Source organism: Simiduia curdlanivorans, assembly GCF_030409605.1.
GTDB lineage: Bacteria > Pseudomonadota > Gammaproteobacteria > Pseudomonadales > Cellvibrionaceae > Simiduia > Simiduia curdlanivorans.
In genome coordinates this window covers 2,727,805-2,751,041 of record NZ_JAUFQG010000004.1, presented here as the reverse complement: position 1 = coordinate 2,751,041, position 23,237 = coordinate 2,727,805, and the positions used below count along the sequence as shown (strand labels likewise).

At 49.9% G+C, this 23,237-nt stretch carries 20 protein-coding genes and 5 tRNA genes; 7 read left to right on the top strand and 18 right to left on the bottom strand.

What is annotated here, in order from left to right:
• The first annotated feature begins 12 nt into the window (after nucleotides 1-12).
• Nucleotides 13-543, top strand: a complete 531-nt coding sequence (locus QWY82_RS12090) for a cytochrome b (protein ID WP_290262641.1) — start codon at nucleotides 13-15, stop codon at nucleotides 541-543.
• A gap of 48 nt (nucleotides 544-591) precedes the next feature.
• Here QWY82_RS12090 and QWY82_RS12085 read toward each other — a convergent pair whose 3' ends face one another.
• Nucleotides 592-1,350 carry a sulfite exporter TauE/SafE family protein gene (locus QWY82_RS12085; RefSeq protein ID WP_290262637.1) on the bottom strand — a complete coding sequence of 253 codons (759 nt, stop codon included), beginning with the start codon at nucleotides 1,348-1,350 and terminating at the stop codon, nucleotides 592-594.
• A gap of 78 nt (nucleotides 1,351-1,428) precedes the next feature.
• Nucleotides 1,429-3,201, bottom strand: a complete 1,773-nt coding sequence (locus QWY82_RS12080) for an HDOD domain-containing protein (RefSeq protein WP_290262634.1) — start codon at nucleotides 3,199-3,201, stop codon at nucleotides 1,429-1,431.
• 152 nt (nucleotides 3,202-3,353) lie between these two features.
• Between QWY82_RS12080 and QWY82_RS12075 the strand changes: the two genes are divergently transcribed.
• Together QWY82_RS12075 and QWY82_RS12070 are read left to right on the top strand one after the other, a co-directional pair.
• A complete protein-coding gene (locus QWY82_RS12075; protein ID WP_290262631.1) occupies nucleotides 3,354-3,905 on the top strand; it encodes a hypothetical protein in 552 nt (183 codons plus the stop codon).
• Between the two features lie 63 nt (nucleotides 3,906-3,968).
• Complete coding sequence (locus tag QWY82_RS12070; protein ID WP_290262628.1) at nucleotides 3,969-4,463, top strand: pilin; 495 nt, start codon at nucleotides 3,969-3,971, stop codon at nucleotides 4,461-4,463.
• Between the two features lie 22 nt (nucleotides 4,464-4,485).
• Here the strand turns inward: QWY82_RS12070 and QWY82_RS12065 are convergent, their stop codons facing one another.
• The 7 genes from QWY82_RS12065 to QWY82_RS12035 all read right to left on the bottom strand — a co-directional run bounded on the left by QWY82_RS12065 (nucleotide 4,486) and on the right by QWY82_RS12035 (nucleotide 11,860).
• Nucleotides 4,486-5,205, bottom strand: a complete 720-nt coding sequence (locus QWY82_RS12065; protein WP_290262625.1) for a DUF4124 domain-containing protein — start codon at nucleotides 5,203-5,205, stop codon at nucleotides 4,486-4,488.
• Between the two features lie 96 nt (nucleotides 5,206-5,301).
• Nucleotides 5,302-7,950, bottom strand: a complete 2,649-nt coding sequence (gene pepN / locus QWY82_RS12060; protein ID WP_290262622.1) for an aminopeptidase N — start codon at nucleotides 7,948-7,950, stop codon at nucleotides 5,302-5,304.
• Nucleotides 7,947-8,807: a DUF2797 domain-containing protein gene (locus QWY82_RS12055; RefSeq protein WP_290262618.1), complete on the bottom strand. Its 861-nt coding sequence runs from the start codon at nucleotides 8,805-8,807 to the stop codon at nucleotides 7,947-7,949. The genes pepN and QWY82_RS12055 overlap by 4 nt, the downstream gene beginning before the upstream one ends.
• On the bottom strand, nucleotides 8,807-9,076 hold the full coding sequence (locus QWY82_RS12050; RefSeq protein WP_290262615.1) for a YeaC family protein: 270 nt from the start codon (nucleotides 9,074-9,076) through the stop codon (nucleotides 8,807-8,809). Before QWY82_RS12050 ends, QWY82_RS12055 begins: the two co-directional genes overlap by 1 nt.
• A gap of 29 nt (nucleotides 9,077-9,105) precedes the next feature.
• Nucleotides 9,106-9,990 (bottom strand): rhomboid family intramembrane serine protease, encoded by an 885-nt coding sequence (locus QWY82_RS12045; protein WP_290262613.1) that lies wholly within the window; start codon nucleotides 9,988-9,990, stop codon nucleotides 9,106-9,108.
• A 9-nt stretch (nucleotides 9,991-9,999) separates the two neighbouring features.
• A complete protein-coding gene (locus QWY82_RS12040; RefSeq protein ID WP_290262610.1) occupies nucleotides 10,000-10,956 on the bottom strand; it encodes a metallophosphoesterase in 957 nt (318 codons plus the stop codon).
• Between the two features lie 22 nt (nucleotides 10,957-10,978).
• Nucleotides 10,979-11,860 carry an NAD(+) kinase gene (locus tag QWY82_RS12035; RefSeq protein ID WP_290262609.1) on the bottom strand — a complete coding sequence of 294 codons (882 nt, stop codon included), beginning with the start codon at nucleotides 11,858-11,860 and terminating at the stop codon, nucleotides 10,979-10,981.
• A gap of 58 nt (nucleotides 11,861-11,918) precedes the next feature.
• On the opposite strand from QWY82_RS12035, the gene QWY82_RS12030 reads away from it, so the two are divergent.
• Complete coding sequence (locus QWY82_RS12030; protein ID WP_290262607.1) at nucleotides 11,919-12,947, top strand: DUF1853 family protein; 1,029 nt, start codon at nucleotides 11,919-11,921, stop codon at nucleotides 12,945-12,947.
• Here QWY82_RS12030 and QWY82_RS12025 read toward each other — a convergent pair.
• The 5 genes from QWY82_RS12025 to QWY82_RS12005 form a co-directional block, all read right to left on the bottom strand.
• Nucleotides 12,896-14,056, bottom strand: a complete 1,161-nt coding sequence (locus QWY82_RS12025) for a cyclic nucleotide-binding domain-containing protein (protein WP_290262606.1) — start codon at nucleotides 14,054-14,056, stop codon at nucleotides 12,896-12,898. The two genes, QWY82_RS12030 and QWY82_RS12025, sit on opposite strands and share 52 nt — an antisense overlap.
• Nucleotides 14,041-15,021: a 1-aminocyclopropane-1-carboxylate deaminase/D-cysteine desulfhydrase gene (locus QWY82_RS12020; RefSeq protein WP_290262604.1), complete on the bottom strand. Its 981-nt coding sequence runs from the start codon at nucleotides 15,019-15,021 to the stop codon at nucleotides 14,041-14,043. The genes QWY82_RS12025 and QWY82_RS12020 overlap by 16 nt, the downstream gene beginning before the upstream one ends.
• Before the next feature lie 24 nt (nucleotides 15,022-15,045).
• Nucleotides 15,046-16,392, bottom strand: coding sequence for a hypothetical protein (locus tag QWY82_RS12015; RefSeq protein WP_290262601.1), 1,347 nt, complete (start codon nucleotides 16,390-16,392; stop codon nucleotides 15,046-15,048).
• Between the two features lie 1,055 nt (nucleotides 16,393-17,447).
• A tRNA-Asp gene (locus QWY82_RS12010) sits at nucleotides 17,448-17,524 on the bottom strand.
• 46 nt (nucleotides 17,525-17,570) lie between these two features.
• Nucleotides 17,571-17,646, bottom strand: a tRNA-Val gene (locus QWY82_RS12005).
• A 162-nt stretch (nucleotides 17,647-17,808) separates the two neighbouring features.
• Between QWY82_RS12005 and QWY82_RS12000 the strand changes: the two genes are divergently transcribed.
• A complete protein-coding gene (locus tag QWY82_RS12000; RefSeq protein ID WP_290262598.1) occupies nucleotides 17,809-19,299 on the top strand; it encodes a two-component system sensor histidine kinase NtrB in 1,491 nt (496 codons plus the stop codon).
• A gap of 131 nt (nucleotides 19,300-19,430) precedes the next feature.
• On the opposite strand, the gene QWY82_RS11995 is transcribed toward QWY82_RS12000, so the two are convergent.
• The 3 genes from QWY82_RS11995 to QWY82_RS11985 form a co-directional block, all read right to left on the bottom strand.
• Nucleotides 19,431-19,506 (bottom strand) — tRNA-His (locus tag QWY82_RS11995).
• Between the two features lie 41 nt (nucleotides 19,507-19,547).
• Nucleotides 19,548-19,624, bottom strand: a tRNA-Arg gene (locus QWY82_RS11990).
• A 36-nt stretch (nucleotides 19,625-19,660) separates the two neighbouring features.
• Nucleotides 19,661-19,737 (bottom strand) — tRNA-Pro (locus QWY82_RS11985).
• Between the two features lie 251 nt (nucleotides 19,738-19,988).
• Here QWY82_RS11985 and folD point away from each other — a divergent pair.
• On the top strand, nucleotides 19,989-20,831 hold the full coding sequence (gene folD / locus QWY82_RS11980) for a bifunctional methylenetetrahydrofolate dehydrogenase/methenyltetrahydrofolate cyclohydrolase FolD (protein ID WP_290262595.1): 843 nt from the start codon (nucleotides 19,989-19,991) through the stop codon (nucleotides 20,829-20,831).
• A 180-nt stretch (nucleotides 20,832-21,011) separates the two neighbouring features.
• A complete protein-coding gene (locus QWY82_RS11975; RefSeq protein ID WP_290262592.1) occupies nucleotides 21,012-21,791 on the top strand; it encodes a pseudouridine synthase in 780 nt (259 codons plus the stop codon).
• A gap of 1 nt (nucleotide 21,792) precedes the next feature.
• On the opposite strand, the gene QWY82_RS11970 is transcribed toward QWY82_RS11975, so the two are convergent.
• Nucleotides 21,793-23,232 carry a coniferyl aldehyde dehydrogenase gene (locus QWY82_RS11970; protein ID WP_290262589.1) on the bottom strand — a complete coding sequence of 480 codons (1,440 nt, stop codon included), beginning with the start codon at nucleotides 23,230-23,232 and terminating at the stop codon, nucleotides 21,793-21,795.
• Between the last annotated feature and the right edge of the window lie 5 nt (nucleotides 23,233-23,237).

Below are 23,237 nucleotides of genomic sequence, written 5' to 3'. Positions count from 1 at the left end.
GAGGCCTACCCTATGAGCACGTCCACCACCTACCATAGATTTAGCAAATTGCTGCACTGGCTAATGGCCATTATGGTGTTTGTATTGATTGGCGTCGGCTCCTATATGTCCGACTTGGCCGATGACGCTCCCGGCCGGATGGATCTCATACTATTACATAAGGCGTCAGGCTTTATCTTTCTGTGGTTAGTCATGATTAGGTTAATCTGGAGTAAACTGACACCAGCACCAGCTCTCCCCTCTGCGTTTAATTCAACAGAAATAAAATTGACCAAAGCGACCAAGCACCTGCTCTATTTGGCGATGTTTTTAGTGCCATTTAGCGGTTGGGCCATGAGCAACTTTTCCGGATATGCGGTGAAATTTGGTAATTTTTCGGTACCCTTGGTATTTGAAAAAAGTAAATCATTAGCGGGGATATTTCACGAGATACACGAAATTGCGCCGTGGGTTCTACTGGCATTAGTTGCTATTCACCTAGCGGCAGTGATTTACCACAAACTGGAAGGCGGAGATAAAGATATCCTTAAAAGAATGCTTTAACTTCGTAAACAAGTGGCCCTGCGCAGTTCGCATAAAAACAATAAATTCCTATTGAATGAACAGCGCGGCGGCACTGGCAAATAACGTCATCAACAGCAAGAACCATTTGAGTACTTTGGCCTCTACCTTTATTGCAAACTTCACCGCTACCGAAGCGCCAGACATAGTGCCCGCAGCCAATACCAGCCCGGGTAACCATTGCACGAGATCATCGGCAATGAATATCAGCAAGGCGATAAGAGTAAAACCTAAGGTACAAATAACTTTAAGTGCATTTGCCCGAACCAGATCGTAACGCAAAGCGCCAGTGATGGCCGCCAACAAGACAAACCCAACACCCGCCTGCACGAAACCACCATAAAACCCGGCAAACATTAATCCAGCAATGCCGGTTGGTGAGTCCTGCACCCGCTTTGGCTGTTCATCTTGCCCTGGCGCAACAACGGACGGACTAACCAAAATAATGACCGCCATACCAATCATGGTAACCAACAATAAAGGTTTTAATATTTCATTGGGTGCAATAACGGCAGCTGCAGCGCCTAAAGCTCCGCCGAATAAGGTGGGTAGCATGACAGGAAAGATTGCTTCAACAGGCAACTTTCCATACCGGTGAAAGCCCTTAGCAGCGCTAACACATTGCAATAACACGCCGACTCTATTAGTCGCGTTAGCCACATCGGCAGGCATACCCATCATCATGAGCGCGGGCAAGGTTAAATTACTACCGCCACCGGCGAGGGTATTAATAATACCGGCGATAAAACCGGTAACGAGTAATAACAGATAAAACCATTCAACAGCCATGCATCATCCTCCTAGCGACATGCCATAGTAGTCGATTGCAATCACTGATCGCTAGGTATTCAAACAATGCGAACGTTATTATCCATTGATCAATTCAGCCGCAGCGCGAAGTTGTGGTAAACGCTCAAGAAAGCCTAGCAATATTTTCTCTACTGCAGTGTCTGGCAACCTTAAGAGCTGGCTTAAATCTGCGCTAAATGGCTGAATAATAGGTAGTTCGAGACTATTTTCAATCGCTTGAATATTGGCCAACAAAAACTCTTCAGCAATCAATAACAGGTGAGCTTCCGGAATCATGGCCACCTTATCAACGGCCAACTGACGCATGATTAGACTCACCGCGCGCGGTAACTGCCAGCGAGCTAGCAATAACGCACCCGCTTCGCTGGTATCCACACCGAGTCGAAGCTTCTCCATGGCAAGAAGCTCTTGTGGTGCTGGGTGTTTTTGTAGAGGTTCTAGCAATGTTTGCATTTTGTGGGGAAAGCATTGAATCAACACCAGTCGGCCAATGTTATGTAACAAACCAGCCAAATAAATGTCCGCTTGCACTTCGGTTGTTTTCCCCATTTCCCGATAAAAATCATTGGCAAGTTGTGCAACCCCCAATGATAAAATCCAAAACCGCTCCAAGGAGAAGGCCGGGCAATTAATCAATCGAAAACTACCGGCGGCAAGTACAGCTAAGGCCAGGCTTCTTAATTTATCGACACCAAAAACCCGCACCACGATATCTTTTATGGAGGAACTAGGTTTCATCCCATAAAAGGCGCTACTGGCAATACTAATAAGTTTGGCGGCCAATACAGGGTCTTGTTCAACTAAGCCCGCCATATCCTCCAAACTAGAGTCATCGCGCTGAGCAAGTGCCAGTAACTGGGCACCAATTGCAGGAATATTAGGTAGGCTATCAGGCGAAATGAGCGCCTCGACATCAACATCTTTCGACAAGCGCCGATACTGCGCCTGAAACTTTGCTGGTGTGACACCTTGCCATGATTTAAATGCGCGCTCAAACGCCGCCCGCTCGGAAAAACCCAAATAATCGGCTAGGCGATCAATGGACTCACCTTCGCACAGTTTCGCAATAGCTTGGCCATTGCGAAATCGAGTGAGCAATTCCCGAAATGTGGTATTCAACTCTGCCAGTTGCCGGTTAAGTGTTCGCTCAGAGACGGCCAACTTGGCTGCTACCCAACCAGGGCTCACCTCACTTAAATCTGAAGCGGCGTCCATTAAATGATAAATTTTTACCGACAACTCACTGTGACTGTCGGATCGGGCAAAGGGCAAGTTATCAGAAAAGAGAGGCAATAAGGTGGCGTTTGCAGTAACAAAGGGGGCATTAAAAACGGCCAAACTAAACTCTATCTGCACTTGGCCAGCGGCGTTGGTGTATACGCAGTGCTCGGAGAAAACAGGAATATAATCGGCATCACGAAAACTTGGGCTGACGTTAATTTCACGCATTTTGACTCTTGAGCCCTGCGCCTGCCGCACCAGCAACCAAAACAGGAGCGCGGCAAAAACACTCGCCTTGGACTCTGGGTGCTTAAACCGAACCGTTACCGAAGCGGCTCGTTCTATCTCCACCGTTAAACTGGGTATCCAATGCCGCATCACGCCAGCACCACCATCAAGTACGGCAGCCAAATTAGGGTTTGCCAGCCACCAGTAACCCGCAACACCAAACTGTGCGGCTTGCACGTGTTGGAAGTAAGACAACCAACCTCGAGCTTCCAGCACGGCAAAAAGGTCAGACGCCGACACCTGCCGCTCGCCCAGCAATTTTGCCTCGCCTGAGACATAGTCGCGAGCAGGTAATAAAACCGCATTGACTGTAAAGTCCATTTATATACCTATGACACTCGTTCTGGTGAATTTTAATCGCATTTTGAAATATACAAACCACCAACATGGCGCTTTGCATCATATTTCAGGCGTTGTGCGTCGTGGGTGTAGGGCTCAAACCACGGTAAAATCTAAGTCTAAGGAGAAATGCCATGTCCCAACAACTCATCTGGAATTTAGCCGGCATTGTTTATAAGGAGCAGGCGGTTAACTTCCTTAAGCGCTTTGAGGAATCACTTTGTGTTTTCTCCGGCACTGTCGAACAAGTATATGCCAATTACAATATTTGGCCTGTTACTGCCGACAGCAGCAAACTATTGGTGTTGCCAAATGCACAAGCCCACCACGACACTTACCAAGATGTGAGCAGCGAAGCCGTGGTAAAAACGGGCTTATTTATCGTTCCCGGCGAGGCGATAGGACAAAAAGGTTTACTACTTGCAAAACGCAATCCGGGAACAGGTAAGTTTATTTTCGTGCCCTTCGCCAGCGGTTTGAAAAAGGTCGCCGACATGATGCCCAGCTCTGAGCCCTTTTTGCCTGTTATCACCAATAAAGATTTAAGGGAACTCAATAAAGCGGCACCAATATTACACCTACATAGGGTAAAGCCATCCCTACTCAAAGATCTGTCGCGCTTTGATGCCACGTCGCTACAAAACACCATCCAAAATAAAATGGATCGCTTTCTACTTTGTGCATAAAGTAGGCTGATAACAATTCAGTAGCTGCTGATATTAGCGCACGAACACGCTATGCTAGCAGCTATGAAAAACCTTAACCCAAACACACACCGCGGCTTCACACTTATCGAGATGATGATTGTGTTAAGTATTATCGCCATATTGGTCACCCTCGCCATGCCCAATTCCAAAGGGCGAATGACCAGAGTTCAAATTGAAGAATCGCTAACCTTAGTTGAAGATTATCAATTGCAGGTGATCAGTTACTACAAGGTCATGGGCGAATTTCCCGCCGACAACAACACCTTGGGCATGCCCGACCCAGAAAAAATCATCGGCAATTACCTAAGCGCCGTCACCTTAGAGCAAGGGGCACTGCACCTTGAACTAGGCAATAAAATTGGCGAGGGCCAAACGGGTAAGGTTGTTAGTTTAACGCCGGTATTCGTACCTGGTTCACCCCAGAGCCCTGTATCTTGGGTTTGCGGCAGTGCCGCTATTCCCAATGGAATGCAAGCGGCAGGAGCAAATTTAACGAATCTAGAACTTGCATACCTGCCAACAAAATGCCGTTATTGACTTACACAAATGATCGTAAAAATCAACGACGGTAGAGCTCACTTTCAACGTCATCCAAGCCTTTTCGGTATTTTTTAGTACACGCCTTCCACTGCCTGCGGCTTTTGGCATTGGTTGAATCGGTTGGATCAAGTAGCGGTTCGCGCCCACATTCGTTCACCATCTTGCGCGAAAGCTCGTCGTGAACGGTCTGCAATCGCTTGTTCTCGCTTTGCCCTTCGCTGAGTACTTCGGCATTTTGAGTGCTCTCTTTATCAGCCCAATTGAGAGCACAGCGCAATTCGCGCATTTCTTTGGCATCTTCATCCAATTGTTGCTGATAGCGACTATTTCGCTCTGCTGTACTAGAAATACCATAGCCAGAGTTACTGCTATTTAACTTTTCCCGAGACCGTCGCTGCGCAGACTGTTCCAAGCGCTGTAGCTTTTCTCGCCAATAAGTAACCGATTCACTCATATACTCAGCTCGATACTCAGACGACCTAGCGCTGGAGCCAGTATAGGATCTAGGCAAGCGAATATCGCCACAATAGGCGCTAGAGCCTGCATAGCGAACTGTTTCCGCCGCGCCAGCACCGCGCACCTCTACCCCTTCTACGACGGTATTTTCACTCTTTTCTTTTGGCGGGTACTGGGAAAAGGTGATATTTCCGTGCTCATCAACAATTTTGTATAACTTTGCCGCATTGGCATTGGCCACAACCGCCAAAACCAACAAACATGCCGCCAATAATCTAGTCATCACTACCTTTTCCTTCCGCGCTCCAATGCATCCGATTTTACCCTTTGCCACTACTGCTTTTAAACTACTTTGCAGTGTCAGCCCCTTTCCCAAGCATCAATCGGGCTTAAGTGCCTTGTCCGTAACCTCAAACAGATCCTTGCTTAGGGGTTGCGCCGCGATGCGCGCCAGCTCCTGTCGCATCCTTTCACCCCGTCTACCGTATTTCGCCCAACGCGTCAGCGGTGTCACTAGCCGCGCCGCCAGCTGCGGGTTGTTTTTATCCACCTTGACCACCACATCCGCAAGCCATGTGTAACCAGCGCCACTAGCGCAGTGAAAACCTGTCACATTTTGATTACCAAACACCGAGACCAGTGCGCGAACCTTGTTAGGGTTAGACCACTGAAAATCTGGGTGTTGAGTTAACGCTTCGAGCCGCGTTAGCGCACTATCGGACTCTACGGCTGCCTGTAAGCTAAACCATTGATTAACCACCAACGCCTCATGGTGCCACTGCTGATAAAACGCCTCTAGTGCCTCGGCGCTTATCGCGGGTTCGTCAAACAGCAATAGCGCTTTAAGTGCGGCCAGCTGATCGGTCATGTTATTTGCAGACTTAAACTGCTCCAAGGCTAATTCACTTGCCGAGCGCACTTGGGCATGGGCCAATAATAAAAGTGCCGCATTGCAAAGTGCTCTTTGACCTACGGCCTCGGCGTCTACCTTATAGGCCACATTGGCATCAAAACACCTAGCAAAACTTGTAAGTTGGCTTTCTAAGTTTAGCGCCAAGGCCTTAACAACCTTTTCCCTCGCAGCGTATATGTCTAGCACATCGTACTGCGGTAGCCGGTCGTGCAGGTAACTCACCGATGGCACCTGCAACATATAAGCGAGCACTGCTGGCTCAATCATTTGCTGTTCGAGAATATCGCGCAACGCCTCCAACCACTGGGGCGAAAGCGTGAAGGCCGGCGGCTCTTGTAACGCCGTTGTGACAGCAATTACCGCGAGCTCCTGGCTTGCACTCCAACGATTAAATTCATCGCTATCGAGTTTCAACAACCGAATTAATTGAGCCTCTGAATAGTTAAAACGCACATTAACCGGTGCAGAAAAGCCTCTGAAAAGCGACGGTACCGGTTTTTCCAGCACATTGGTAAAAACAACGTGTTGTGTCGCCTCGGTTAGCTCTAAAACTGTATGGGTGTTATCAGCCTCATCACTTAACGCAATATCCTTCGACTGTAATTTTAGCGAGCCAGCCTCACCTAACAAGCCCATGGCGACGGGAATATGAAAAGGAAGTTTCTCCACTGTTTCCGGCGTGGCTCGGCAAGACTGGGTAAAACTCAGCGTATAAATATTTGCATCTGGGTCATAGCTATCGCTCACCGTAACCTCTGGTGTACCCGCCTGAGAGTACCAGCGCTTAAACTGGGTAAAATCTCTGCCGCTGGCTTTCTCCATTGCAGCCACAAAATCGTCGCAGGTTACCGCCTGACCATCATAAGTAGAAAAGTAATAGTCCGTCGCGGCGCGAAAGGTTTCGGCACCGAGTAAATTGGCAAGCATGCGAACAATTTCAGCGCCCTTTTCATAGACCGTCAAGGTATAAAAATTAGAAATTTCAATAAATGACTCAGGCCTTACCGCATGGGCAAGCGGGCCAGCATCCTCGGCGAACTGGGCACTTCTCAGTAAGTTAACATCCTCAATCCGCTTTACCGTGGCTGAATTCATATCCGCGGAAAATTGCGCATCGCGATAAACGGTAAACCCCTCTTTCAAGCTCAGCTGAAACCAATCTCGACAGGTGACGCGATTACCCGACCAGTTGTGAAAATACTCGTGGGCCACCACCGCCTCAACCCGCTGAAAACCAAGATCTGTGGTGGTTTTTGGGTTGGCTAGCACGCAAGAGGTGTTAAATATATTCAACCCTTTATTTTCCATCGCGCCCATATTGAAATCATCCACAGCCACGATCATATACCTGTCCAGATCGTACTCGAGCCCATAGCGAGCTTCATCCCAGGCCATTGCACGCTTGAGCGAATCAATGGCGTGGTCACACTTATCTAAATCCTTTGGCTCGACATACACTTCGATGGCAACTGGCCGACCGCTTACTGTGGTAAACGCATCTGCTTTACACGCGAGATCACCCGCAACCAGGGCAAATAAATAACTCGGCTTTTTAAACGGGTCCACCCAGCGCGCAAAATGACGCCCAGCGTCAAGCTCACCGGCCTCGAGTAAATTTCCATTTGACAGCAACACGGGGCATTGCGCTTTATCAGCTTCGATACGGGTTGAGAAAACACTCATGACATCCGGGCGATCCAAATACCAGGTGATTTTACGGAAGCCTTGTGCTTCACATTGGGTGCAATACATAGTGCGCGAGCGGTACAGACCTTCCAGTGAGGTGTTCTCCTCCGGGTTAAAGCTGACCTCTGTTTCAAGCCAACCCTCAGACAGAGGTGATGTAATGGTCAGGCTATCGCCATCAATAATGTAATCATTCTGTTCCAAGCTCTGGCCATTCCAAGTGACACTATGAGTTGTCAAACCTTCCCCGGCCAACACCAACAATTCGCCCGTTAGGTTTTTATTTGGTCGAATTCTTAAACGCGCCTTCACGCGTGTCAAATTCGGCCGGATATTTACATCCAATTCTGTTTGATCAATCCAATAACTGGGCTCGCGATAATCTTTTAAATAAATCGTCTGGGCTTTTTCACTGTTACTTGCCGTCACGCTGTTTCTCCACCCGTATGAAGCGTTACTTCATAACCGGTATATTTTCGTAAATTAATAACACCCGTATCCAGAACGAGGTACTGCCCCTTGATACCTTGAAGCAAACCCACCACATCTGGATTTTTATCAGCATTTAACGAGGTAATTTTTTCTGGGTATTGCTGCACTGGATAGGTTATCGAAACAACCGGCGAATCAACCAACTGCAAAGCCTGCAAACCGAATCTATCTTGTAGCTGGGTAAGTTCTTCGGCTACCGCTTGCGCCAATTCCTGTCTCCCCAGCACCAAATCGATTGGCGCTTGCTCGCCTTTTAACATTGTTCGCCAATTGGTTTTATCAGCCACATGCTGTTTCAGTGCAGTTTCCAATAGGCCTGCTTGCTGACGCGTCGCAACGCGAGCAAAGGGGATGGCCGCCACAGCACCTTGATCAATCCAGCGAGTAGGAATTTGACTAGCGCGAGTAATGCCGACCTTTAGGCCGGAGGAATTGGCCAAATAAACCACATGGTCGGTCATGCAAAAGGATTGCCCCCAGTCGGGTTCGCGACACGTACCCTGATCGAAATGACAGAGCTCTGGGCTCATAATACATCGGTCACATTGCGCCAAAGATTGAAAACACGGATAACAATAGCCCTGACTAAAACTCTTTTTCGTTTTTCGGCCGCAATGGGTGCAGGCAATAGCCGTTGAAAACTCAAGCCTTATTGACGTACCGATAAGCGAATTTAAGGGAACAATGGCCTCCCCTAACTGCAAACTATAGTCAACTGACTGTGCGCCCTGGGCATTGCGTTGTTCAGTTAACGTCACGCGCATTTTTTCAAGGTAACCCGTATAGGCAAGCATCAATGTTGCCACTTGATGGGTTTCTCTTGCCCATGATCGAGCTCGTCGCCATCGCTACCGCAGTGGCTATGGACTTTCGGCGGAATATAGCCCGAGTGCTGCTCCTTCGGTAAATGCAAGTGTTCGTAGGCAATAACCGCCTGTATACAACTTTGCTTTTGCTCAACCGTTAGCACACGCCCATCGGGCCATTTACCCAATTCAATGGCGCGTTTAAAACTAGCGTAAAGCTCAGGGGTTAAGGAGGCTACTAATTTCTGATAATCCATCGCTACTACCGTTATGTAATCTAGTTAAATCACTTAATTTTCTTGACTCTCTGTACTTCGAGCTTGCGGGTGATAACGCCGAACAAACCCAAGCATATCCCGCATAATAAACCACCAAGATGAGCACCATTCGCCACCTGCCCGTCGATAAATCCATCGACCAAGCCGGTAAAACAAACAACCAGCCAAAGCAACATAAAACCAATGACGCCAGAATGTAAGCCAAAGCCCTCACTGGGGTGGTATTTTTGCCACATCCAAATGTAACCTAAATAGCCGTATAACACGCCGGACATGCCACCGAAAAATGACGGACCCGACATGGCGTATTGCAATAAATTGGACGCAATACCGGTCAAGAGAGTAATCACCATCAAGCTACCGGCGCCGCGTCTAACTTCTATTCGCCGCCCCATCTCCCACAGCCAAAGGCCATTGAAAAGAATATGGAACAAACCAAAATGTAAAAAGATAGGGGTTAAGAGTCGCCAATACTCCTGCTGCTCCAATACAAATTGTAAGTCTGTAAAGTAAAGGCTATTACCACGTACAAGCACATTGGTAAACGTCAGCCAATGGACCCATTGCAGATTCACATCGAGATAAACCAAAAGCCCACCTAACGCACTCAAGATCAACGCCAATAAAGTCACCCAGCAGCCGCGCCAATTAAACGCACTCCGACTGGGTTCGGTCGCTGTCGTCCCGGTCGTCAAAGGCACCTGAAGGATACCGTCAGATTGCGCCTGTAAGGTTTGCGCTAATATGGCCCTGTGAGCTTCCGAGGCGAGCCAAATAACCTGCTCACCGGCATCTTCACTGATCCAGCAAGGAATATTGGCGCGCTGCATAGAACGCAGTACTGGGGCCAAATCAAGCGCCAAGGGCAATCGCTTCGCTTCAAACCATTCCATTAATAATACTCACGGGATATCAACATGAACCCAGGTAAATTTATCCGGGTCGAGTATTGTTTCATCGTCCATGGAATAGGCAACGAGACGTCCATACTTTACAGCGCTGTAATCTAAACAGGCCAAATTATCCGCGATGGGTTTTGGCTTTCCCGATAACCAATAATGGCCAATAAACAAGGGCACTTCATTTTTGCTGTACCGGTTTATTTCCAAGTCATCACCCGTGCCAAGCGGTTGGCTTGCAATGGCGTCGGGTAAAGGGTCGGGTTGAAACGCCAAGTCACCGTAGGTTTTTGGCTTCCTGCCCCAAAAGCGAGCGCGAAAGGAGCGGCGCTCAAAGCCTTCGGCACTCTGCATAGCGGTGCCTTTCGGCAGCGGCAAGTCTCGGCCTCGGGTAAGCCGACTAATGCATTGCCACTCAAAAGAATTGGTATCCGCCGTTGCAGCGAGAAAATCATCATCAATCCTTAGGGCTGGATAGCGACGATTAAATTCATTTATGTAATTTTGATCCCAGCAAGCGTGAACCACACGGAAATTCGGTTTTTCGATATACAGAGGAAGGGTTTTAAACCAGGCCAGAAACATGGCCCATTCATCAGGAAAGTCGTCAAATTGCGCTAAGGTTTCAGCGATCAAGCGAGAGTGACGCTCGGTATGCTCTCTTAAATATTTCCGCGAACCATCCTTCGGTGCTGGGGTATGGTAGCCGATGGCATCAAACTCGTGATTGCCCATAATCATTTGAGCGCTGCCCGCATCACACATAGCCTTAGCGATATGTAACGCTTCGCGAATATGTGGCCCACGATCGACAATATCGCCAGCGAATATCGCTTGTCGACTTGGGTGACGAAATACACCGTTAAGTTTTTCGTAGCCTAATTTATCTAACAGGCGCTCGAGCGCATTAGCGCATCCATGCACATCGCCAATGATGTCGTAGCCTGAACAAGTCGTCATCGCCATTACCTCGCGGCGCTCCTCAATCGACTAAATGACTACCCCACCCCAATTTGGTGCGGCACGTTTCATAAAAGTTGTGGTTCAACGGGTGAATTAATTGCAACCGGTGCGGTTTTTTATGCACATGAATTTCATCGCCCGGCTCTGCAACCACGTGAGTCTGGCCGTCACAGGTAACATGGGGCGAAGTGGTATTGTGGTCCCCTACTAAAATTTTTATTTCGCTATTGCCATCTACCACGATGGGGCGACTCGAGAGCGTGTGCGGGTTCATCGGCACGAGCACGATAGCCTCAAGCCGCGGATGCATAATCGGCCCACCACCGCTGAGCGCATAGGCTGTTGAACCCGTGGGTGTCGAAATTATGAGGCCATCAGAGCGCTGGCTATATACAAATTGACCGTCTATATAAAGCTCAAACTCGATCATGCGGATAAATTGACCTGGGTGCAGCACAACATCGTTCAAGGCATCGCCCTGCCCCACCGCCTTACCATTTCGAGTCACCGCCATATCGAGAAGAAAGCGAGACTCCATCATAAATTTGCCGGATAACACTTCCGCGGTTTTTTCTTCGATATCGTCGGGCGATATGTCGGTCAAAAAGCCTAAGCGACCACGGTTTACACCCAGCACGGGTACTTTGTATTTCGCCAAGGAGCGCGCAGCACCGAGCAAACTGCCATCACCACCAACCACAATCACAAGGTCGCAGCGCTGGCCGAGTTGTTCTCTACTGGCAACTTCACAGTTGTGGCCTGAAAAATCACGTAGCAGGGTATCATCGAGCAGTACGTGTTTGTTTTCGCGCTCGAGGAATTTAACCAGCCGCTTAAGGGTGTACACAGCGCGATCACCGCCAAGGCGACCAATTAAGCCAATTGTAGAAAACTCTGCCATTTAGCTGGTACTCTGCATAATAGGCCTGACAGTATAACGCCTGCGAGGTCAAAAAACATTGCCCACTCCAGACCAAACCATTGCCAATCGCGCCCATCAACAGGCGCTAGACCTCGCTTGGAGTCTCGCCAGTAGCGACCTACCGAAAGCTACCTACATCAACACGATCGCCGGCCGAGACTACGATACACTTTCTCCAAGGCAAAATATTGATCTACCCATAACGCCCCTACTCGAACCAAAAAGGCGCTTGGGCTTGTATTTCGAACAGCTCTGGCAGCTTTTAATTAGCCATCAATTCAACCAAACAATCATCGCAGCCAACCGGCAAATTACCCATGCGGGCACCACGTTAGGCGCGCTTGATTTACTCAGCTATTGCAACCAACAAAACACTTATTTTCACTACGAGCTAGCGGTTAAATTTTACTTGGAGGCAAAGCTGAGCGACGCCGAGACAAAATGGATAGGACCGAACAGTCGGGATAGATTAGACCTAAAGTTAGATCGACTTTTACACCATCAACTACCACTTGCCATCGACCCGAGAGCTCGGGTTCAAATAGACCAATGGTTAGTGAATCAAGCCATGCCCAGCCTAGACAGCGCGACACTCGAACAAAAACTGGTGATGAAAGGCTGGCTATTCCAACATTATCGAGCCTCAAGGGGATTAGAAACATCAGCGCTTGTGAACCAACACTGCTGCCACGGGCGCTGGCTACATTACCGAGAAATGAGACACTGGCTGGATCAACTGGAACAGCTGGACAGCCATTGGCTATTGCTGCCGAGACTGTATTGGTTAAGCCCGGCCAGCTGCCCGATAGAATTAGCAAAAAACTTAAGCTCTGCGGAGTTAGGGAACTACAGCCAGCTGTATTTGGAAACGCCTATTTTGCTTAACACCCATGAGTTGAGCAAACTCATGGGCGCTCAAAGCAAACAGCAAAATGCGCAAGCGCTGTTGGTTGCAGAGGTAAAATTAAGTGCAAACTTTTGGCTAGAACAGCGTCGCTTTATGTGGGTTAACGACTACTGGCCCGAATCGAGCACGGGCGTTGCGCGCCCATCTTTCAATAAATAATCGCCTTTATTGCTCGCCAATTGCCGGCGCAAATCGAGATCTTGATTCACACCTTTTTGCAAATAGCTCACTTTATAACCCAGTTTTTGCAGTAAATAGGTCGCCGCATGGGAACGCCTACCCGTATCGCAATATAAAACGTATTCCTGCGCTACATTGAGCATCCGAGTTTTTAACCGCAACAGACCGAGCGGAATATTGACGGCCTGGCTCAAATGCCCGAGTGCATACTCATCTTCGGTGCGCACATCAATTAACACCGCCTGCGCCTGCACCGACTGCAGCGCCGTTAGGGGTAACTGATTAACCTGCGGTTCCTTCAGCAGATGAATAAAATCAAGCTTATCCATCACCATCAAAACACCATCGGTGGTCATTTTTACCGTGGCATTGCGAACCGTTTCATTCACTAAGGCGTCTTCGCCGAAACAGCGCCCCGGGCCTATGTCGGCCAGGTGAATTGGCCGCTGCACACCGTCGGCCGAGCGCAGCACTTCCGCACAACCCTCTTTAATGAAATAACAACCGTCACCAATTTCACCCTGGCGCAAAATCACCTGACCTTTAACCACTTTTTGTGGCCGCAAGCGGGTGAATATGTCGCCAATATTGGTGGGCGGAACCTTAAAAAAAAGATTCGATTTAAGCACCGTCAACATCCAATCAACATCGTCATCGAGTTCGGGCTGATAGGCTGTATCAATTTGCAAGTACTCTGCCACCTGACTCCAGGTTAATAGCTTATCTAATTGCTCACTATTAATACGCAGAATACTGCTATCGGTTAGCGCCACGGCAGAACAAGGCCTTGGCTGCTCATCGGCTAGGGGAAATAAGCTACTGCGGCCTTTTATTAGCTCCGAGCTACCATCGGGTTTGCGCAGTTCAACGTCGCCATGCAAGAGATAAACATGCTGACGATCGTAGCTACCGGCTTCGAATAGATTCTGGCCTTTAAAGGCCATTTGTGCAGGGCAATGCTGTAACAGCTCTAATAAATGTGCGTCGCCCATAGCTTTTAGGGGCACCAAGGTTCTTACCCAACCAAAATCTAAGGCCGAAGACTCTTCCATTAATGCCAAATCCATACCCTTCATACCCTTTTCCATTCCAACCCTCGTCGCCCCTGTAAACCGCCCGTGTGCAGTGCCAGTAAACGTGAGCCTGGGCGCCAAAATTGCCGTTGAGCCTGCTGGGCGATGACCCAAAATAGCTTTCCAGTATACACCTGATCTAACAGTATGCCGGTCTCGGCATGAAACGCCTGCATAAAAGCCAGTAGCGCCGGCGTGGTGCGCGCGTAGCCGCCCAAGCCATCAGCCGCTAATAAACGCCAACTCGCACAAGGCAACGAACCGATATTCTCAGTAATGACGTCTGACAGACTGTTTCTACCACCTTTTACCGTTGGCCCCAACACAGAAACCCCGGATATTCGCCAATCCTTCGGCAGTCCCCTAGCCAAACCCGCTAAGGTTGTGCCGGTGGCCGCTGGCAACAGTAGATCATCAAAGGGCGAATCTTGGCCAAACTGCGCAACCGCTTGTGCGGCAATACTGGCGCCCAACTCTGCACAACCCGCCATACCTGCAGCATTGGCACCACCTTCGGGCACCAAATGAATACTTGAAGGGTGACATGCCATGAGCTCCGCTACCGCAGCCAACCGCTCAGAATCAGATGACGCCGCCGTCAAGCGCCGATACTCGAGCCTAGATAGGAACACCAATCGCATCCCCGCGGCCTCTACATCGGCCAGCGTCGGGCTAAGCCGAGCCGGCCGCTCACCGCGCACTATACCCACACATGCCACGCCAAGCATTTTTGCAGCCAGTGCGAGTGCGTGTAGATGATTGGAAAAAGCGCCGCCAAAACTAACCACCGTTTGATCGTCGCCGACGCTGTTTAGGTTGTGATACAACTTGTAGTATTTATTGCCTTGGCACCAAGCCGGTAGCAAATCGTCGCGCCTAACCCAAAGCTCCAGCCCCTGCTGATCCATGAGCTGCCAAGCAACCCGTTGCATCGGCACCCGACTCGCCGTTTCGGCAATTGATTCAGCGATAAAAACCATAACGAGAAGGCGACTATTTTTACACTAAGAAGATGCGGCCATTGCATGAACAATAGCGGTTCGGTGGGTAGCACAGCGATCGTTTTCACCCGGGTGAAAATCATTGGGGTTGTGCACTCTATCGATCGGCGCACTGCAAACACTGCCATCAGAGTTTAATGCGCAACAGGACGGGTTTTGGTAGTGCACGAGCCAGGTGCGATATTGCACTGGGGTCAGGCCACACTTTTGCGCCGCGTAATCCTGAGGGTTTTCGGTATAGGCGGTTAAATCGGCCACGGGAATAGTTATGTGCCCGGCACCTGGCTGATAGGCAACAAAATTAATGCCGCGCTCCTGCAGGTGGCTCAACACTTCATTGCCAGAGTTACTCACGAGGTTTTGCACCTCATCCCTTAACCGTGCGACTTCCTCATTTAAGCTCGATTCCTGCTCATTGCGATACATTAATTCCATATCGCGCATTTGAATCATGTCTTCTAGCTCAGAGGTGGCGGCCTCAACCTTCAGTTGCATCTCTAGCTCGTATTGTTTGCGCAGCGATTCAATACTTTCTTTTTCGCCCGACTGCGCCGATTTCAGTTTGTGCTCGAAATACTCGCGTATGCCATCCATCTTCACCATTTGCGACTCCATGCGCTCCTTTAATTGCGCATTAAGTAAACGCAAATTTTCAATGTCCTTATCGCGCTCAGCCAAGCGCTCTTGGTAGCGCGCCAGCCGGCTTTGGTGCTCAGACTTTAGCGTGTCTACCTGCTCTTGAAACTGATTTTTCTGAACCCCCATCCGAAACCGCTGCTCTTTTAATAGTTGCGCTACGTGGGTTCTTACCTCGGTTTCATATTTTTCCTTTAGCGCCCGCGCCGAGGCTGTATCCATGCTCGCTTGCGCCACTGGATTAGGCACATTCGTATCGCCCTGGGCGGCCTTAAAAATGAGGCCCAAGCGATTGGCCTTCACGGACTTTTTCAACATGGCAAAATTGTTTTTGCCACTGGCCATGCTTGGGTCCCACAGCTTGGGCTGATGCCACTCGATAGCGCACTGGGACGCACAGGCCAAGGCTATAGCGCCAGCCCCTAAATCGGGGCCGCTTTTGGCCGTGTCGGCAAGCTGAGCAAGGGGGATATTCCAACGCCGATCGGGGAAGCCTTCGGCGTCAAATTCAATGTAAAAAAACACCGCAGCGGCAACGAAAAAGCGCGAGTTGATACGTACGTAAACGCCCTTTACCTGCTTGTTGGCAAAATCAGGGATAGGGACATAACCATCGAGAATGGCCTCGAATTCGGGATAGAGCATTTCCCGGATAATTCGATTGCCTTTGAAGACGTAAACCGCCTCAGCTAACTCGTTTGGCGCGAATGGCATAACACAAGTCCCATACCGACCCACATCGGTTAAACCGCAGGATCAACACCCACGAGGATAATAAGTTCATCAACTATAGAAGGTGTAAGTATGATCGACAATAAGGATGAGGGCTGTGATGAACTCACCAGATTAAGGAGGGAATAACAAATCTGGTGCTAACGGGGAACTACAAACCTAAAGACTCACTAACCCAAGGCTCTTCTGCCTCTTCGGCCTCCAACAAGTCTAACAACTCTTCTACATAATCCTGCATGATATATCTCCATATCCAATAACTTAACTTTTTAATGCCTAGCCAGCATAGTCAATATTCATGACATCTGCATGACAGGTTGATATACGGCATAAACCGCGTATCAGACCTTTAAGCAAAGCCTGAGACTGCTAACAGAACGAAAGGTTCAGTTTGAATCAAGCCTCAAGCCTCAAGCCTCAAGCCTCAAGCCTCAAGCCTCAAGCCTCAAGCCTCAAGCCTCAAAAAGCATAGAATGACGTGCCGCCTTGAAACTGCGAGCTAAATTAGAAAGAAAGGGCTGCTAAGGCTTTGGTATAAAGGCAGTTAGTACGCTTTGTAAATGAATTGATGCCAAATGCCGGACTGTGGTGAGGCGGACAAGAAGAACTCGGGCGCCCTGCCGTCGGGGTGTTGCCCGAGGGGGCGGCCATCCGCGCTTATCAGCCGTTGCCCAAATTCGTTCCTGACGATTAGTGACTCGGATCATCGTGATCCTCGGGGCTATGCCCCAACAGCAAAGCTGTTGTCTCAATTTGTTCCCAACAATTTGATCGAACCCGTACGCGGGCGTGGCCTTTGAAGGGGTAGTTAAAGGGGGGCTCAGTTTTAAAGTGAAATTGTAGCGAGAGTCGGGCAGTGGCGGACCGGACGGGAATGACTCGCACTTCCCTGTGCTCGGGGCTGCGCCCCAACGGCTTATCAGCCGTTGCCCAAATTCGTTCCTGACGAATTTGTCGAACCCGTACGCGGGTTCTCGCCCGCCCAATCCACCACACAAATAAAAAAGCCCTCACGAGGAGGGCTTTTTTATTTGTACTGGCGGACCGGACGGGACTCGAACCCGCGACCTCCGGCGTGACAGGCCGGCATTCTAACCAACTGAACTACCGGTCCGCATAACCGGTTGGCGTAAGTAACTGCTGTTAAATACTGCCTTATATGGTGGGTGGTACAGGGGTCGAACCTGTGACCTACGCCTTGTAAGGGCGCCGCTCTACCAACTGAGCTAACCACCCGTTGTTCAGGTCGCGCATTCTACCGTTTTAGCGGAGTCTGTCAATCACTTTACTGAAAAAGCTAACAAATTGATTTATAAACGCTTTTTGGCCATTTATTAACCAGAGCAGAGAACCGTAAAAAGGCTATACAATAGCCCCGAACGGCAACGAGAGACAGGCATGCACAGGCCCGAAAAGAGCACCAAATCCCAGCACCCAACCCTGCTGCGAACAACCTATGCCGGTGCCTTACTGCTCACACCCAACCTGTGTCAGGCAAGTATGGCTAGTGAGCTGGATTTCGGCTTTTGGACTCTGCTCGCACTCGCTGCGCTGCAAGCAGTGATGATTGGCCTGCTGCAAAAGAGCCGCATCAAGTACAAAAGGGCGAGAAACGCCTTAGAGCAAGCCAAAGCAAACTTAGAAACCCGCATTGAAGAGCGCACCGAATCGCTGCGCTATACCAACAATCAACTCTCTGATGCCGCCGCCAGACATGAGATAGCCGAAGAACTCTTGAGGGAAACGCAAGATTACTTACACTCAATCATCAACTCCATGCCCTCAGTGCTGATCGGCGTTAGCCGGGCCGGCCATATCACCCTGTGGAATGCGGCTGCGGAGAGGCTTATCGGCATCAGCTCTAAGGCCGCCCTTGGCAATACTATCGATGACGTCTACCCGGAACTGGTGATCTCTCAAGCCACCATCGAAGCCGCTATCGATTCGCAAATTCCGCAAACGCTGGAAAATCTACAACAAGGTAGCGGCAATCAAGCTAGTTATTCAGACATAACTGTCTACCCACTCATGGCCCTAGAAATGGGCGGCGCCGTCATCCGCATAGACGATGTAACTCTGCGGGTGCGAGTTGAGCACATGATGATCCAAAATGAAAAAATGCTGTCGCTGGGCGAACTTGCCGCCGGCATGGCGCACGAAATAAACAACCCCCTTGCAGCCATTTTAAATAATGTGCAGAACATCATTCGGCGCACCGACGCTAAACAAACCATGAATAAAGTGGAAGCCGAAAAGCTAAACGTAGACCTAGACCAGCTAGACCGCTATTGGCAACACAGAGACATTCCCACTTTTTTAAACCACATTCGGGAAGCAGGTGAAAGATCGGCGCGTATTGTCAGCAACATGCTGGAATTTTCTCGCAGCCAGCATCGCGACCAGTCGCCCACCGACATTATTCAACTACTGGATAACTCGCTCGATTTAGCCACCCACAGCATGCAAATTGATACCGGTGACGATATCGAATTGCCAAAAATTGAAAAAAACTACGACGCGAATTTACCCAGCCTCACTTGCTCGGCCATCGAAATACAGCAAGTTATTTTAAACCTGCTGCGCAACGCCTTTCAGGCCTTCCAACAAACAGAGTATGGCGCACCGCTAAACCCCACGATCAGGGTCGCAACCTATAAAGACAACGACTGGTATTGCATAGAAATTGCCGACAACGGCCCCGGCATGCAAGAAAATGTACGCCGGCATATTTTCGAACCTTTTTTCACCACCAAAGATGTGGGTCAAGGCACAGGGCTTGGCTTATCCGTTTCTTACTTCATTATTACGGAACATCACGGCGGACAAATCAGCGTGGAATCCCAGCCTGGCAAGGGCACGACCTTTATTATTAAGCTGCCGATGAGGTAGCAACTGGGATTTCGTCAAAAGAAAAGTGCAACCGGCCGAATAATACTCGCCGCAGAAACCCGAAAACCCATAAGGGACAAGCTTATAACTAGGAGAGTAAGAGATAAAAACGAAGATTAAGGCGAGAAAAATGGGGTGGACGAGGGGACTTGAACCCCCGACGACTGGAATCACAATCCAGGGCTCTACCAACTGAGCTACGCCCACCATAATACGGTGTGGTTGTTACAACTGACCGGCTGCCATAATGGCGCGCCCGGCAGGATTCGAACCTGCGACCCACGGCTTAGAAGGCCGTTGCTCTATCCGACTGAGCTACGGGCGCTGATCGACACCTAAGTGTAACAAACGCTAGGAAAATTGGTCGGAGAGGAGGGATTCGAACCCCCGACATCCTGGTCCCAAACCAGGCGCGCTACCAGACTGCGCTACACTCCGACATACCCGTTACGGCCTGTTGCCGTTTCAAGTGGAGCGCATCATACCCATGCACCCTGCCCTCGTCAACGAAAAATATGAGGATTTTTTCATAATAGGTACCTGATTACTTTAGCCTTTTTAGTCACAGGCACAACCAACACCGCCCGCTTCTTTCCGGCCTATTGGCGCTCTGCGGCAGCTGTGGGACAATGCGCGGGCAGATTGAAACTACCCCCCCATTAAACACCTATATAAAGGAAAGCACTGCCATGGCAGCACTGCTACTTGACGGCAAAGCTCTTGCCTTAAAGACAGAACAAGAACTGAGCGCCCGCGTGGCGGCACTGAAAACCAAAAGCGGCGGTCAAACCCCCATTCTGGCAACTATTCTAGTGGGCGACGACCCAGCCAGCGCCACCTACGTCAAAATGAAAGGCAATGCCTGCGAGCGCATTGGCATGGGCTCCATTCGGGTAGAAATGCCCAGTAGCACCAGCACAGAACAGCTGTTGGCGAAAATTGGCGAGCTCAACACCAATCCCAACGTGCACGGCATTTTGTTGCAGCACCCGGTGCCGGCACAAATTGACGAGCGCGCCTGCTTCGATGCCATTGCCCTGCACAAAGATGTCGATGGTGTCACCTGTTTAGGCTTTGGCCGCATGAGCATGGGCGAAGAAGCCTACGGTTGTGCCACGCCGAAAGGCATCATGCGCCTGCTCGAGGCCTACAAGATTGATATGGCCGGCAAGCACGCCGTGGTGGTTGGCCGCAGCCCTATTCTGGGCAAGCCAATGGCAATGATGCTGCTCGGCGCCAACGCCACCGTCACCATCTGCCACTCGCGCACCCAAAATCTGGCCGAGCACATTAAGCAGGCAGACATTGTGGTGGGCGCTGTGGGCAAACCGGAGTTCATCAAAGCCGAATGGATCAAAGATGGCGCCGTGGTTGTCGATGCCGGCTATCACCCAGGTGGTGTTGGCGATATCGAACTGGCACCGCTGGTTGATCGCGTCAGTGCCTACACGCCGGTTCCCGGTGGCGTTGGCCCAATGACGATTAACACGCTGATTTATCAGTCTGTGGATTCGGGCGAGAAATCGATTTAATTCGATCAGGCTGCGAGCTGTAAGGCGGGGGGGCTGGTCCGACACTTCCGCCCCCTGCAAGCTGCAAGCTGCAAGCTTAACGAACCAAAACTTCTCGCTAAAACCAAGCACTGACGCAGGAAAGGCTTGGTTTTTATTTTTATAATTCACCTTTGCATTTAACCGGACAGCCGGCACCCGATGACTGAAAAACTCCCTATTATTTTTCAAGACGAACACCTGGTCGCCATCAATAAACCTTCGGGTTTATTGGTGCATCGCAGCCCGATTGATCGGCATGAAACCCGGTTTGCGGTGCAGCTGTTACGCGACCAGATTGAGCAACACGTCTACCCCATTCATCGGCTCGATAAACCCACTTCGGGCGTTTTATTATTCGCACTCAACCCAGAAACGGCGCGCGTGCTCAGTGAAGACTTTGCCGAGCACCGGGTGCAAAAACACTATCTCGCGCTCTGTCGTGGGCACATGGAGAGCCAAACCTGCGACCATCCGCTGACGGTAAAACTCGATCGCATTGCGGATAAACATCGCGCCAGCGATAAAGAACCGCAAACCGCATTAACGGAGTTTTATACCCAAGCCAGATGCGAACTGCCTTTCGCGGTGGACAAATACCCGGTGAGCCACTACTCCCTTGTCCTATGCAAACCCAAGACCGGTAGAAAACACCAAATCCGCCGCCACATGAAACACACGGGGCATCCGATCGTGGGCGATGCGAAGCACGGAAAAAGTAAACACAATCACTTCTTTGCCCATCAGTTCGGCGCCGACCACTTATTACTCAGCGCCGTGGGCTTAGATTTTACTCACCCGGTGAGCGGCGAAAAAATAAGCCTAAACTGCAACGCAGCGCCGAAATTCATTAGCGCCATCCATCAAATCAACTGGCAAGAAAAAGGCTGGCAAGAAAACTTGTCAGCCCAGTGGTTTAATCCGACATTAAACCAACCATAAACTATTTACCAATCAAAAAACCCAAGACCTTATCGACTAAACCGCCGTAAGGCGGATAGAGCATTTTCATGCCGTTAAAGCGCGGCTTATACAGTACTGATTTTGGTTTACTAAACGTTAAAAAACCCTCTTTGCCGTGATACTGCCCCATACCCGAAGGGCCAATGCCGCCGAAGGGCAAGTCATCGACCGCAACATGAAACATCGTTTCATTAAATACCACGGCGCCGGAATGGGTTTCATCCAGCACCCGTTGCTGTTGCGCCTTATCGAAACCAAAATAGTACAAGGCTAAAGGCCTATCGCCTTCGTTCACGTAGCGAATCACTTCGTCCAAGCTATCGTAGGTTAACAGAGGCAATACTGGGCCGAAAATTTCCTCCTTCATCAGGGTCATATCGCGGGTCACGTTAGTGACTAATTGCGTTACCGTGCGGCGCGTGCCGTCGGTGACCACTTCATCGGTTACCGGTTCAACGAGCGCGCCCTGCTCCTGCGCCTCTTTTACCCAGCCTTGCAAACGCTGGTTATGGCGATCGCTAATCACAGCTGTTACGTCGGGGTTATTATTGACGGTTGGGTAGAAGGCATTGAAGGCCTTTTTATAGGCCGCCTTAAAGGCATCGAGCTTTCTGCGCGGTAGAAAAATGTAATCTGGCGCCACACAAGTTTGGCCGGCATTCATCGACTTGCTAAAACACAAGCGCCTCGCGGCTTCTTCAATGTCAAAATCATCGGCAACAATAACCGGCGACTTACCACCCAATTCCAAGGTTACCGGCGTTAAATTTTCCGCCGCCGCGCGCATGACATGTTTACCTATACTGCCGGCGCCGGTAAATAAAATATGATCGAAAGGCAGCGCCGAAAACAGCGCCGCCACAGCCGGCCCGCCATTAACCACGGTGACGTGATCGGCGGTAAAGGTATCGGCAATAAGCTCGGCCAACAACGCAGAAGTGGCCGGTGTAGCTTCAGGCATTTTAATCATCGCATGGTTACCCGCTGCCAATGTTGTGGCCAAGGGGCCTAAAGCCAGAAACAAGGGATAGTTGAACGGCACCATAATGCCAATCACACCGAGTGGCTGATAGTAAACCCGCGCTTTACCTGGCTGCATGTGCAGAGCTAAATGTCGCTTTTCTGGCTTCATCCATTTCGCCAAACGCTTGCACAGGTAGTCGACCATTTCCGTCATGCTTAGAATTTCAGCCAACTTCATTTCATGACGCGAACGAGCTGAAAAGTCGGCTGTCATTGCATCCATTAATGCGTCTTGGTGCTTTATCAACATGGATTTCAAGCGCTGCAAGTTAGCTTTGCGCTCGCCCACCGACGGCATTGGGCGCTTGCTGTAGCTAGTTCGTTGGGCAGTTAACAAGCCCTGTAGCTGCTCGGCACTTAGATCTGCATCGGTAAACGCGGGCGCGGCGGTGTTCATAGACA

Bases quoted from the DNA above. Each gene is read 5' to 3' on its own strand.
- QWY82_RS12075 (WP_290262631.1), top strand. From the start codon at position 3,354: ATGTCCCAACAACTCATCTGGAATTTAGCCGGCATTGTTTATAAGGAG.
- QWY82_RS12085 (WP_290262637.1), bottom strand. From the start codon at position 1,350: ATGGCTGTTGAATGGTTTTATCTGTTATTACTCGTTACCGGTTTTATC.
- QWY82_RS12055 (WP_290262618.1), bottom strand. From the start codon at position 8,807: ATGCTTGCCTATACGGGTTACCTTGAAAAAATGCGCGTGACGTTAACT.
- QWY82_RS12050 (WP_290262615.1), bottom strand. From the start codon at position 9,076: ATGGATTATCAGAAATTAGTAGCCTCCTTAACCCCTGAGCTTTACGCT.
- QWY82_RS12045 (WP_290262613.1), bottom strand. From the start codon at position 9,990: ATGGAATGGTTTGAAGCGAAGCGATTGCCCTTGGCGCTTGATTTGGCC.
- QWY82_RS11970 (WP_290262589.1), bottom strand. From the start codon at position 23,232: ATGAACACCGCCGCGCCCGCGTTTACCGATGCAGATCTAAGTGCCGAG.
- QWY82_RS12000 (WP_290262598.1), top strand. From the start codon at position 17,809: ATGCACAGGCCCGAAAAGAGCACCAAATCCCAGCACCCAACCCTGCTG.
- QWY82_RS12015 (WP_290262601.1), bottom strand. From the start codon at position 16,392: ATGCCATTCGCGCCAAACGAGTTAGCTGAGGCGGTTTACGTCTTCAAA.
- folD (WP_290262595.1), top strand. From the start codon at position 19,989: ATGGCAGCACTGCTACTTGACGGCAAAGCTCTTGCCTTAAAGACAGAA.
- QWY82_RS12080 (WP_290262634.1), bottom strand. From the start codon at position 3,201: ATGGACTTTACAGTCAATGCGGTTTTATTACCTGCTCGCGACTATGTC.
- QWY82_RS12070 (WP_290262628.1), top strand. From the start codon at position 3,969: ATGAAAAACCTTAACCCAAACACACACCGCGGCTTCACACTTATCGAG.
- QWY82_RS12020 (WP_290262604.1), bottom strand. From the start codon at position 15,021: ATGGTTTTTATCGCTGAATCAATTGCCGAAACGGCGAGTCGGGTGCCG.
- QWY82_RS12065 (WP_290262625.1), bottom strand. From the start codon at position 5,205: ATGACTAGATTATTGGCGGCATGTTTGTTGGTTTTGGCGGTTGTGGCC.
- QWY82_RS11975 (WP_290262592.1), top strand. From the start codon at position 21,012: ATGACTGAAAAACTCCCTATTATTTTTCAAGACGAACACCTGGTCGCC.
- QWY82_RS12090 (WP_290262641.1), top strand. From the start codon at position 13: ATGAGCACGTCCACCACCTACCATAGATTTAGCAAATTGCTGCACTGG.
- QWY82_RS12035 (WP_290262609.1), bottom strand. From the start codon at position 11,860: ATGGCAGAGTTTTCTACAATTGGCTTAATTGGTCGCCTTGGCGGTGAT.
- QWY82_RS12025 (WP_290262606.1), bottom strand. From the start codon at position 14,056: ATGGAAAAGGGTATGAAGGGTATGGATTTGGCATTAATGGAAGAGTCT.
- QWY82_RS12040 (WP_290262610.1), bottom strand. From the start codon at position 10,956: ATGACGACTTGTTCAGGCTACGACATCATTGGCGATGTGCATGGATGC.